Source organism: Chryseobacterium sp. HNCC26DJ238 (assembly GCF_057180465.1).
Genome location: NZ_JBXUGI010000010.1, coordinates 115,113 through 127,867 on the forward strand (window position 1 = coordinate 115,113; position 12,755 = coordinate 127,867).

Consider the following 12,755-nt stretch of genomic DNA (forward strand, 5'->3'; position numbering starts at 1 on the left):
TATTTTCACCATTTTTATACTGTAATTGATCTCAAGTTTTTTTTAGAATATATTAAGACGTCAAAAAAATGGTATCTATCCTATTATAAAGGCAGGCATGTATTTTACAGACGGTTGTTTTCTTTTGATTATTTAGGAAGAATAGGGGGAGTGATTCTCTGCGTTTTTGTACTTAAAGTATGCAGAAATGCTTCTAACTGACCAATTTCCTGAGTACTCAAGTCTAAAAACTTCAGCATTTCAGACTTTTGAGAGACTAAAGTGATTCCTTTGTATACTGTTGACCTTTTCTTAGGAGGTTCAGGATTCCCATTGCTGTAAAAAGTCAGTACATCCCTGAGGGGAGTGAATGCTCCATTGTGCATCCATGGTCCTGTCCGGGTAACCTCACGAAGGGTAGGGACTCTGAATTTTCCGGCATCCTCAGGGTTTCCCGTTACCAGATACCTTCCAAGATCTTCCTGCCTCGATCCTAACAGGGAAGTACCGTCATTTTCAAATTGATTGTTTGAAAAATAACCTGAATTGTGACAGTTCATACATTGTGCCTTTGTACGGAACAGATGTAGTCCCATAACCTCATCATCCGTGAAAAGTGCAGACTGTCCGTCGATGAATTTATCAAATTTACTCTGAGGACTGATGAGTGTTCTCTCAAAAGTGGCAATTGCTTTACCTATTTTATCTTTGGTTACATCTTTAGTTCCGAATGCTTTTTCAAAAAGTGCTTCATAGCCTTTGATCTTTGCGATCTTCCCTGTGGCAATATCAATGTGTTGATTCATTTCTCTCTGATCTTCGATCGGCATGTGCGACTGCTTTTCAATGCTTTCAGCTCTTCCATCCCAGAAAAGTGATTTAGCATAAGCAACATTCATGATGGTCATTGCATTTCTGGAACCCAGCTGCCGGTCGTGTCCGAAAGAAAGAGTTCTGTTATCTGTCCATCCCAGTTCGGGATCGTGGCATGAAGCACAGGCAATCTGATCGGATACGGACAGTCTCGGGTCGTAAAAAAGTGTTTTCCCCAGAAGTGCTTTATCGGCAGAGTACGGATTGTCTTCCGGAAATTTAACCGGGGGAAGATGTCCGATCTCAGAAAAATGAGGAACTGCCATCTCGTCAAGGATAGGTTTTGGCCATCTTGAAGAATCCCCTGATGAATAGAGCTTTCTTATTTTATCAATAAAAGACTGATTCTGAGATATTTCTTTATGAATATTGGTTTGTAAACAATTGTTAAAAAAGAAAAAGCTTACTATTAAAATTAAAATCCAGCTTAAAGCATTCTTCATCTTCTGATATTTTGAGACAAAAATAGTAATTCTGTATTTGGATCTTAAAATTTTTTTCGTTATTTTCGTTTAGACTAATTTAAAATAACACTTATTATGAAAAAAGCATTAACTTTTTTAAGTTTAGCAGGATCATTATTGGTATCTGCACAGTATGAAAGCTTTAATTTTTCGGGTCCGTTATCCTCCAACGGATGGTCTTCACACAGCGGAACGCTGGGGCAGTTATCAACTTTAACATCCGCATCAGATTTTGGGAACAGTTTACATCATCCCGGTCTTCCAACTCCTGTAGGAAACAGGGCATTTCTCACTTCCGCACAGTCAGAAGATGTTAATTTTACGCTGCCGCAGCCCATTACGACAACAGCATTTGTCTCCTTTTTACTGAAAATTACCGATGTAAATTCTCTTGCTGCGAATACTGTCGCAACTCCTCCGGGATATTTTCTCCATTTTTCTGCATTGTCTGGAAGCACTTTGGGAACGACGGGTATGGTGTCAAGATTATCTTTAAGGAAAGGGTCTGCTGCCAATACATTTAATATTGGCATATTGAATACTTCAGGGGGAGCAGCTAGTATGAATGATATTTACGGTACTGCTGCGCCACAGGACTACCAGGTAGGGATTACGTATCTGGTTGTTTTGAAGTATGATATGACAGGAGCGACAGGACAGACAAGTCTGTGGATCAATCCTTCTTTGACATCTGAAGGAAATCCTAATCATTCAAGTGCTTTCGGTTCTTCAGCAAAACTGTCACAGGTAGCAAGTATTGCTTTGAGACAGGCGAACAATATGGGAAGCCTGGAGATTGATGAGATGCGACTTGGAACTTCATGGGCTTCGGTAATGGGAGGAGCATTATCTACAAGTGAATCTTTTGCTTCCAAGGATCTTCTGATATCGAATACATTAGTTGATTACAGTTTCAAATTATTATCAAAAGGTAGATCGCAGATAGAAATCTACAGCACCACTGGGAATTTAGTTAAGAATGGCAGTTACAATTCCAATGAAACGGTTGATATATCCGAACTTTCTTCAGGAATTTATTTCTTAAAAATCAGTAATGGTAAAAATATTTCTACGGTTAAAATAGTAAAGAAATAATTACTCACTTTTCTGCAATGGAGACCTGCCGCATCTTGCGGCAGGTTTTTTTATTTACTTAGTACCCGGGATTTTGCTGCATGGCAGAATTGATACTGATTGTTGATTGAGGGATAGGAAGAACAAATTTGTCGTTAGGATATGCTGGGCTGCAGTTGGTGGAAATACATCCGTTATTCCTCACAATATTCCTGTGATTTCTTATCAGATCAAAAAAATACTGATTCTCAAAAACAAACTCTTTTCTTTTCTCTTCAAGTAAAATATCCATGTTGATAGAAGTAAGATTTGTAAGACCCGCTCTGTTCCGGATTATATTGATATCGTTAAGTGCCTGTAGAGTATTGCCTGATCTCAGAGAAGCTTCTGCATGAATAAAATAGGCCAGACTCAGGCGGTAAATTAAGCTTCCCGTATTTATCTTATACTTTCTTATAAAATGGTAAGGAATGTTGGTAAGCCCTGAATTGGTATTGGTTTCTAAATTTTTAGTCTCAAAAAGACTCTTACGGTTGTCATTTGAAGAGTACAGGCTGTAGATATCATCAGTTGCCACATAACTTGATTTACTTGATGCACTTATAAAATTATAAATCAACGAAGCAGGAAAATCATTATTATTGTTATTGGCAATTTCAAAAATTGATTCGGAAACGGCCCAATTCACTGAAACTTCATTAGGCGGAGTTAAATGATACAACGAATTCTGAATCACATCATTGCTGTAATCAGCGGCTTTCTGCCAGTCATTTTTCCATAATGCTATTTCAGCAGCAAGTATTCTCGCCGCATCTATATTCATGAAATTTTTCTTTTGTCCGTCCGGTATTGCATGACTGGGCTGAAAGAGAGAGATTGATTGATCAATATCATTCTGAAGGGAAATGAAATTTTCTGCAGCTGTTTTTCTGAAAGGGTAGTCTACACCAACCTTCAAAGGCTCTGTATTGTAAACAATTCCCAGATGGGATGCATCTGCGGTGTAAGTGTAATTCTGAGCATAATATTTGAAGAGATGAAAGTGAGCGAATGCCCGTAATGCCAATGCCTCGGCTTTTATTTCACTGATTTCAGAAACAGAAGCGTCCGGCAGCTGATCTGCATACTGTAGGATAAGATTTACATTATTGATCAGTTGATACGTATCAGAATAAAAAAGAGCTAAATTACTTGCGATCTTCTGATCATCAAATTGGTATACATTGGCTACGGTAACATCGACTATGATATTTTTTGATGACGCCGGGGAAAACTTCAGATTACCCGACATTAAATCTCCATAGGTAAGCGGTGCTTCGGAGAAATAAGTTGATCGGAGCTGATAATAAGCGCCATTAAGTGATTTTAACATTCCTTCCTTAGATCCCAATTGCTGTGTGATCGATATACTTTCAACTGGCTCGCTGTAAAGAAAATCACTGCATGCCAGAATGCTTGCCAAAGATATTGCGGTAAGAATTATTTTTTTCATAATGCTGATTAATTAAAAATTAGCTTTAAAACCAAAACTGAACGTTCTCATTTCAGGATATAGATATCTGAATTCTCTGATACCGTTTCTGCCTGCCGGAGATTTTTCTTTGTACCAATATAAAACGTTGGTGCAGTCTATAAAAATATTGGCATTTTTGACGAATCTATTTTTAATATGCTGTAAAGGAATCTGATAACTCAAATTGATATTCTGAAGCTTTATATGTGTATTGTCATAAATATATTTGCTGCTGTTTGCAACGTTTGTTTTACTTGTCGGTCTGTGATTAGAAGCTGTATCGCCTGGATTTTTCCAATAATCCAAAGCGTTTACACTCATATTTCTGTTAAAAATAATGCTGTACTTATCAATGAGTTCTCCCTGTACCAAAACATCACCGCCAATTTCAAAATTGACCTGAAAAGAAAGACTGAATTTTTTGTAACTTAAAAAATTACGTAAACCGCCGGTTAAATCCGGCTGAGAATTTCCTATTATGGAGTAAGTAGATACATCAGGAGTGAACTGATTTCCGTCTTTTACCTCCCCGTTGACTAAAAATAGATCCTGTCCGTTTGCAGGATTGATTCCTAACCATTGATACCCCCATATTGCAGAAGTGGAAGCTCCTATTTTTTGTGCACGTGCTACTGCCGCTGTAGAAAAAGAATCTTCAAGTCCTATAAGGTCAGTTACTTTATTCTGTACACTGGAGATATTAAAAGTAGTATTCCATTTGAAATTTTTTCCTGAAATCCAGTTACCACGCATTGAGATCTCAATACCTTTATTATACATGGCGGCCCCATTGATCTCTGCAGAAGAATATCCCGTTTCCAGAGGCACATCTCTGGACACAATCATATCAGAGATATTATTACGGAAAACCTCTACCGTAAAATCTATTTTTTTTAAAAGACTGAAATCCAGTCCTACATTCCATTTTTCATTTTTTTCCCATGACAGCAGTCTGTTGGGAGGTGATGAAGATTGGGGGTAGGCATAATCATAATCGTAAATAAAGCCATTTTGGAAAACACTGTAAAGTCCGGTTGAGCGGTAACTTCCAGTCCTGGAATTTCCCGTCACTCCCCATGAAGCTCGTAATCGAAGGAAGTTGATGACTGTATTGTCTTTTAGAAAATCTTCTTTGGTCAAGACCCATGATGTTCCGACAGCACCATTTAACGAAGCATTGGTATCCGGTCCGAAAGTTGAGCTTTCATCCCTTCTTATGCTGGCGGATAAAAAATATTTTTTTCTGTAATCATAATTCAGCTGTCCAAAAATACTTCTTCCACTACTTTCCTGTGTAAGAGTTTTATAGGTGTAAGTAGATCCTAATGAGGGATCCTGGTATATTTCATAATTAGCAAAATTACTTCCTACATTAGCTTCTTTCGAATCTTTATTTTGTCTCAGTTCCACTCCTGCAAGTATATCCGTATGGTGTTTTTCACCGAAGTTTTTCTCGTAAGCAACATGTCCACTCCAGTTCCATCGGAATCCATCTGAAATAAATAAACGGCTTCTCCCGAAATTGTTGTTTGTCATTCCGCTTTGATTCAGTCCTGATCTCCAGTCAATATTGTTTTTTTTTGAGATATCAACTCCAAAAAGACTGCTCACTTTTAAACCTTTGGCAAGATCATAGCTAACATTAAGACTTGAAAGCAATGAATTGTTATTGACATTGATTAAATTCTGGTTTGCAGCCGCTAAAGGATTTGGGATACCGTTGTTTCCTGAAAGAGCATAGCTTCCATCGGACTCGTAAGCCTTACGATCCGGTGCCAACACAAAATTAAAATAAGTATTTGGCTGCTCTTTGTAAAGATTATTATAAGCTGTGTAGAGATTAATTTTAAGCTTTTTATAGTTAAATCCCAGGGTAGCATCAATCCCTTTTTTTTCCAATGAATTCATTATCTTAGATTCATTATTTTTAGAATAGTCAATGCCGACCCGATAGGTAAAATATTTATTGCCGCCACTTGCTGTGAAATTACTTCTGAAAAAATCTCCGTTTCCGTTCATCAGTTCAAACCAATCAACGTCAGTCCCGTTCCAATGATAGCTTCCGTTTCCATTGCTACTGTTATTTTTATTGAAATCATTAAATATTTGTGAGTATTGCTGACCATTGAGGTATTTAATTTTATTAATACTTTGAGATACACCATACTGAGTACTGAAGGAATAAGTAGGCTTTCCTTTTTTTCCTTTTTTTGTAGTAATGAGAATTACTCCATTGGCTGATTCTGCTCCATACAAGGCTACAGCAGCTGCATCTTTTAAAATATTAATGCTCTCAATGTTGTCAGAATTGAATCTTGCCAAAGGATTGATATTCATTTCGGCGGTAGCACCTCCGTCGAAATAAGCTTCTCTAAATGGCATATCTTCCCTCATGATAACACCGTCCACAACGATTAGTGGCTGTGTAGAGGTACCCGAAAGACCACTGATAGGGATCATACTTCCTAAACCTCTGATGTTAATACTTACAGGTTTTCCTAATTCTGTATTGTTGGCAATCTGTACACCCGGAGCTAACCCGGCAATCATCTTATCAATACTTTCAAAAGGCTGTGTTGTTGCGATGTCTTTATCAGTAAGTGTCACAATGGATCCCACTACTTCTTCTTTCAGCTTTTGGGTTCCATAGGAAGAAGTGATAATCACTTCATCGATCAGTTTGGTTTTTAAAGAATCGTTAATTTCAAGTCTGGATGTCTGAGCGTCTAACTCATAAAATCCACAGATCAGCAAAGCACTGGCTACAATTTTTTTCATGCAAAATAGTACAGGGCATAATAAGAATACCTTTGTGTTTTATTTAGAATTAATAAAATTAAGGTACAAAAATAATTATTTACATTGTAACAGGCTTTATGATTCTTTGTGAATCATTATGATAATTGTCACATTGTAAAAGAAAGAACATTTATAATTTTGTAAATTATTTATAAATAATACAGGATTTATTTTGATAAGTATGAGAGAATAATTGTTTTATTATTAATTATATAACCAGAATAAGATAATGTTATAAAAAGATTATTCCTAATTATTACATCAAAATCAGGTGAGTGAAACTGATATGAAATCCTATCATTGGATATTTCATCATTTATTAAAAAAGTTTATCAAAATGATCATTGCTATTTTAATAGTTAATTGCATTTTCTATGATCTTTTATAAAAAACGGATAATGGTGACAACTGTTTAAATAATTGAAATTAATAAATCTCTGTTTTAATTTAAAAATATTTCTCTTAACAGAGTGTAAAATGGTTATGCAAAGATTAATCAGCAAATCACATCGATCGTAAGAAATCAATCTATTCCAATACCTGATATTTTAATTCTGATTTTATTCTGCTATAAATTATAGAGGTTTTTGCTGTGACCTGATTGATTATTTCGAATGATGCAAAACAAGGTATTCCCAGGGGTTCATCGTGAGGATCGTCGTTTCAGAAACAGATTTTTGATCATCGGTAAACAGGTTGGTGTAGATTCCAGTGTCAAAAGAAGTGTCAAACTGTACAAGGATTGTCTCGTTACTTAAATTGATAAAGGTTAGTACCTTATCGCCGTTTTTTTCTCTGACAAACGAGATCACCTGATCCATACGGTCATTGATGATCCGCACCATTTCACCACCATGGCTGCCATTCCAGAGTGCCTGATTTTTGTGCTTTAAGTTGAATAGAGTAGTATAGAAAGATTCATTTTCATGCAAGGTCCATTCAATCGGATCTTTTTCAAAAAATTCAAGTGAGCGATCAAGTCCGGCTTCCTGTCCGCTGTACACCAGTGGAATACCATCCATTAAAAACGTAAAAAGTGTGGCTGCCTTTAAGGCATCGCCAAAATTACTGTATTGATTGCCTTCCCACGAGTTTTTATCATGATTGTCAATGAAGTTCATTCGAATCCCCTCTTTAGGAAAGATCGAAACATGTTCTGCAAGATAGGCTTCACCCAGTGTTTTTGCGTTGGCAACATTCATAGCAATCTGATGAAGAATATTCCAGAGAGTCCAGTTATAGGTAGAATCGAATGCGCGTCGGTGAAGATCTTTATCTTCAGCTTCAGCCAGCATGAATACAGGCTTTATAGTGTCGAGTTCAGTCCTTATATTTTCCCAGAAATCAATCGGTACAAAACTAGCAATATCACATCGGTATCCGTCGATGTTATATTCTTTTACCCAAAACTTCATTACATCGGTCATGTATTCCCGGAGGTCAGGATGTCTGTAGTCAAACTCAATGATGTCATCGTAATCCCTCCATCGAGTGGACTGAAAAGTTCCCTTTCTTGATTTCATATACCACTCAGGATGCTGGCTGACCAGTTCATTATCCCAGCTGGTATGGTTGGCAACCCAATCTAGGATCACGTACATTCCCGCATCATGAATAGCATTCACAAGATTTCTGAAATCATTTTCGTTACCGAATTCAGAATTGATTTTCATATAATCCTTTACAGAATAATAACTTCCGAGATTTCCTTTACGGTGGATTTCTCCTATAGGATGAACCGGCATCAGCCAGATAATGTCAATACCCATTTTTTTGAGACGCGGAAGCTGTTCTTCTACAGCTTTAAAAGTGCCTTTCTCTGAGAACTGTCGGATGTTAAGTTCATATAGGGTAGCATTTTTCACCCAGTCCGGAGTTGTGATTTCCACGAATTTTTTTGGCTGATAACGATTTTCAGTTGGGTTTTCCATAAGAGAATGTAAAAATGAGTATTGGATTAAACTATTCATTTTTTATAAGGAATAAATGTGCCACTTTATTAATCAATACCAGTTATGCGTTTTGAATCTTCATATTTTCAAAATTAACTGAAACCGTAGTGATCACCATTAAGTCTATCAATGTTGTTTCGATGTCAGCTAAACGTCGTCGAATACTTTCGTTTTTAGCATTCATTGATAATTCCTTACTTTCCATTGTCTTTTTATTTCACAAAAAATAGATATGTTTGTTTTCATTTCAGGCTTGATATATAATTATTGTATCTATTAAATTTTGAAATTTTTCAGAAAAAGACTTAGAAGGTTTAATATTTGCAATTATTCGGAAAGCGGCAGCAAAACTGTCATCATCTCACTTAATCAAAAAAATAAATATATGATTCCGAAAAAAATACATTACTGTTGGTTTGGCGTTCATCCAAAGGATAAATTGGCAGAACACTGCATTGCTTCATGGAAAAAAATTCACCCTGATTTTGAAATCGTTGAATGGAATGAGAGCAATGCTCCGCTTCAGGATAATAATTATGTAAAGGAAGCATTTGCTCAAAAAAAGTGGGCATTTGTTTCAGACTATGTACGGTCAAAAGTGATGTATGAACATGGAGGCATTTATATGGATACCGATATGGAACTGAAACTTCCCCTTGATGAATTTCTGGATGAAATTGCCGTATGCGGTTTTGAGGTAAAAGGAGTTCCATATTCTGCTTTCTGGATGGCAGAACCCAAGCACAAACTTTCTGAAGATTTTACAGCGTATTATGACAGGCAGGAAGGATTCGTTGAGCGAATCAATACAGATATTTTTTCTGAAATGCTTGAAAAGGAATACGGAGCAGACCGGTATAGTGATACTGTACAGAAACTGAAGTACGGTGTAACCCTTTATCCTTCCGTTTATTTTTCACAGGATCTCCCAAAGAATTATGTCAGTCATCATTTTAACGGTTCGTGGTTTGGAGGCGATGAGGAGAATACCCATAAGAAAATGGTTACTGTGTACGGACTCTTAGAAAGACTTGTTAATGAGCCTGGTGCACAAAAAGCCGTACGCAGTATCATTAATGACCATAAAATTATTGATATTAATGCAGTTTTAGATTTATTCCCTAAAGAAAGGATCAGGGAATATATTGGGAAAGGTATATAGCATACAGCTTTTTATATCTTCTTGTTTTTATATTGAAATATTTTCAGATTGATGAACATCAGAGCTCTCTTTTAAAAGAGAGCTCTAATGTTTTTACTGCACGTGATTAATTTCTTATTTCAATAAAAAATATTTATGAATTATACCTATTTTTACGAAATTATATAATTAATCATTGGATATCTGGTGACCGGGAAGATAATAATGATCAGTTATCAGAGAGATGCTTATCAAAACATAAAAATATCATACCTATGAAAACGAAAACAACATCTGAATGCTTTTTGATCCTTTCTGTATTTCTTACTCTTTTCAATTGTACTCAACCGTCAGTGGTGAATAAAACTGAAGACAAAAATGAGAAAATAGTGAAAACCTATTTTCAGTTATTCAATCAGCACGATTGGCAAAGGTTGGCAGATATGTACAATCCTGATGCGGACTTTAAAGATCCATCCTTAGGACAGGGAATATTCAAACAGACGAAAAGTGATTTTATAAAAAAGTACGCAGAGCTCAATCAAATATTTCCGGACCTGAAAGATAAAGTGATTAAAACGTATCCTTCCGGTGAAAAGAATATTATCGTAGAATTTGTCTCTTCAGGAACTGCTGCTGATCAGTCAACTTTTGAACTGCCTGTTTGTACTGTTTTTACGATTGAAGACGGTAAAATAACCCAGGATTTTACCTACTATGACAATTTTGATGAGTCAGTAAAATAATATTTTGACCCTTTCCGGTTACATGATTTTTTATATATTTTAAAATTCCTGAAGACAATAAAAAAATGACTCCCAATCATAGGATAGGGAGTCATTTTTTATTATGTTGATGTATGATTGATAGATTTGCTGATCTAATGTTTGATCAGTTATTAACTGATCAGGCCTTCAATTTTTAAAAGGACATCATCAATGTCAAAAGGTTTGGGAATAAATTCGTCTGCGTTACAGCTCTTTATTACATTCTCAGCTTTTGCATGAGCACTGATAATCATAACTGGGATTTTAGAAGTTTCCGGTTCCTGCTTCAGTTGGTTACATAAGTCTGTACCTAAGCCGTCAGGCAGCATGACATCAAGAATAAAAATATCAGGAGTTACCGACTTATCTCGCTTGTTGAATGTTTCTACGCTTGAAAAAGAGCGGACATCATAATTTTCAAATGACAGGAGCAATTGTAATGCATCTCTGATGCCTGTCTCATCTTCCACGATAAAAATTGTTTTCATAACCCTTGCCTCGCAAAAACAAAGCCAATCTTAAAAAAACAGTAAAATAAATGACAAAATAATTTTCTCGATATAAATATCAAATTAAATAAAAAGAAATATTACGCATATTATTGAATTTTTATAGATATCAACATAATTTTTCACCGTTAATTTTTCTGAATTCTGATGAATTTTCAGCATTCATAATTCCGGTTTTAGAAGGATTTTAAATAGAAGAAATATCATTAAGAGACAGAGAAAATAAATTTTGGTGCTGTTACTGCTTTTAAATCAGGTGTTTTCAAATATAGATAATTTAAGATTGATAAGATGAAGCTGGATGCCTGTTTAACTAAATAACTTTTTGTTGTCTCTGTTAGTATGGATTGTGCTGTATTGTAATTTACTGACCGTATGAAATAAGTTGTTTTTAGTTTAACAGAAATTTAGTTTAACAGATAAAATATTGTTTTGTGTAGGTGCAAATGAGATAGTCTGAAATAGATTTTAAAATATAGAATATGACGGATGAAGTGTGGTTTTTCTTCTAAGCGTGGCAATACATGGAAAATTTAGAAATTCAGATCATCTTACCTATGTTAGACTCCGTTCCGGATCAGTAGAATTTACAGATTGCAGGAGTAGGGGTTTTAATTGTATATTGGTCTCAACAAAAACTTAACAATTCATTTATAATGATCATAAAATATTGCATACTTTTATTATGCTTCTTCCTCTCCAATTGTTTTTTTTGTCAGGCATCTGATCAGCCGCTTAATAGTACATCTTCATTTACTATAGAAGAAATTAATTTTAAAAGTGAAGGAATAACTCTTTCAGGAACTGTTTATCTTCCCGGGAAACCACATGCCTGTATTGTGCTTGTGCACGGTTCGGGTAAAGAATTACGGATGGACGGGATGGCATCATTTCTTGCTGAAAATGGTATTGCGGTCATTACCTATGATAAACGGGGAGTTGGAAAATCCGAAGGAATTTACAGAGGGCCTGAGGTAGGAACAAACAATATTGATTCTTCCAATCTTACAGCTCTTGCACTGGATGCCAATGCAGCAGGTTCTGAATTGAAATCCCATCTTAGGCAGAAAAACCTTCCATTGGGTCTGATGGGATTCAGCCAGGCAGGATGGGTGATTCCGATAGCGGCATCTAAAAATAAACAGGTGAATTTTATGGTGATTTTCAGCGGTCCGGTTGTCAATACGCTGCAACAGTTGAGATTTCAGTTTTATACAAACAGTAAAGCCGATTTTTGGGATACTCATACGGAATCCGAAGCCCGTGAGCATGTCCGGAATGATCCTGACCGGTATCAATTTGCAGCTACCGATCCTGTAGAAAGTCTTTCAAAATCTTCAGCGAAAGGACTCTGGCTTTTTGGAGGTAAAGATATACAGATTCCTGTAGGTCTATCAATCGAACATTTAGAGACACTGAAATCTGAAGGTAAAATTTATGAATATAAGTTATTCCCTGATCTGGGGCACAATACTTCCTCTGCCAAATCGCAGGAACCCATTTTATATGCTCTAGAATGGATTAAAACTGTTGTAGGAAAAAAATAAATCAAAATTATTTCATTCAGGGGTAGGGAAATAATTTTGATTTATTTGAAAAGGCTAAAAATTTGTTTAACAAAACAGAAGGTTCAGAAAACTATATTTATTCTTTTCACATCTATTCTATGTTTCGGCAAGCATTA

At 35.9% G+C, this 12,755-nt stretch carries 10 protein-coding genes; 4 read left to right on the forward strand and 6 right to left on the reverse strand.

The genetic code is table 11. From position 1 onward, the window contains the following. Positions 1 to 128: 128 nt before the first annotated feature. A complete protein-coding gene (locus AC2A07_RS11235) occupies positions 129 to 1,295 on the reverse strand; it encodes a cytochrome-c peroxidase (protein WP_484050474.1) in 1,167 nt (388 codons plus the stop codon). Positions 1,296 to 1,391: 96 nt separating this feature from the next. Between AC2A07_RS11235 and AC2A07_RS11240 the strand changes: the two genes are divergently transcribed. Further along, entirely contained in the window at positions 1,392 to 2,411 is a 1,020-nt protein-coding gene (locus tag AC2A07_RS11240; RefSeq protein WP_484050475.1) for a T9SS type A sorting domain-containing protein, read from the forward strand. 58 nt (positions 2,412 to 2,469) lie between these two features. On the opposite strand, the gene AC2A07_RS11245 is transcribed toward AC2A07_RS11240, so the two are convergent. The 4 genes from AC2A07_RS11245 to AC2A07_RS11260 all read right to left on the reverse strand — a co-directional run bounded on the left by AC2A07_RS11245 (position 2,470) and on the right by AC2A07_RS11260 (position 8,859). Beyond that, on the reverse strand, positions 2,470 to 3,882 hold the full coding sequence (locus tag AC2A07_RS11245; RefSeq protein WP_484050476.1) for a RagB/SusD family nutrient uptake outer membrane protein: 1,413 nt from the start codon (positions 3,880 to 3,882) through the stop codon (positions 2,470 to 2,472). 12 nt (positions 3,883 to 3,894) lie between these two features. Beyond that, positions 3,895 to 6,681, reverse strand: a complete 2,787-nt coding sequence (locus AC2A07_RS11250) for a SusC/RagA family TonB-linked outer membrane protein (protein ID WP_484050477.1) — start codon at positions 6,679 to 6,681, stop codon at positions 3,895 to 3,897. 626 nt (positions 6,682 to 7,307) lie between these two features. Further along, positions 7,308 to 8,672 (reverse strand): alpha-amylase family glycosyl hydrolase, encoded by a 1,365-nt coding sequence (locus AC2A07_RS11255; RefSeq protein WP_484050478.1) that lies wholly within the window; start codon positions 8,670 to 8,672, stop codon positions 7,308 to 7,310. A 43-nt stretch (positions 8,673 to 8,715) separates the two neighbouring features. Beyond that, the gene (locus AC2A07_RS11260) at positions 8,716 to 8,859 is read right to left on the reverse strand and encodes a hypothetical protein (RefSeq protein ID WP_484050479.1); all 144 of its coding nucleotides are present in this window, start codon (positions 8,857 to 8,859) and stop codon (positions 8,716 to 8,718) included. A gap of 78 nt (positions 8,860 to 8,937) precedes the next feature. On the opposite strand from AC2A07_RS11260, the gene AC2A07_RS11265 reads away from it, so the two are divergent. Together AC2A07_RS11265 and AC2A07_RS11270 are read left to right on the forward strand one after the other, a co-directional pair. Then, positions 8,938 to 9,816, forward strand: a complete 879-nt coding sequence (locus AC2A07_RS11265) for a glycosyltransferase family 32 protein (RefSeq protein ID WP_484050480.1) — start codon at positions 8,938 to 8,940, stop codon at positions 9,814 to 9,816. Between the two features lie 254 nt (positions 9,817 to 10,070). Continuing rightward, on the forward strand, positions 10,071 to 10,541 hold the full coding sequence (locus AC2A07_RS11270; RefSeq protein ID WP_314498724.1) for a nuclear transport factor 2 family protein: 471 nt from the start codon (positions 10,071 to 10,073) through the stop codon (positions 10,539 to 10,541). 152 nt (positions 10,542 to 10,693) lie between these two features. On the opposite strand, the gene AC2A07_RS11275 is transcribed toward AC2A07_RS11270, so the two are convergent. Then, on the reverse strand, positions 10,694 to 11,050 hold the full coding sequence (locus AC2A07_RS11275; protein WP_484050481.1) for a response regulator transcription factor: 357 nt from the start codon (positions 11,048 to 11,050) through the stop codon (positions 10,694 to 10,696). Between the two features lie 677 nt (positions 11,051 to 11,727). On the opposite strand from AC2A07_RS11275, the gene AC2A07_RS11280 reads away from it, so the two are divergent. Beyond that, the gene (locus tag AC2A07_RS11280) at positions 11,728 to 12,618 is read left to right on the forward strand and encodes an alpha/beta hydrolase family protein (RefSeq protein ID WP_484050482.1); all 891 of its coding nucleotides are present in this window, start codon (positions 11,728 to 11,730) and stop codon (positions 12,616 to 12,618) included. The last annotated feature ends 137 nt before the right edge of the window (positions 12,619 to 12,755 follow it).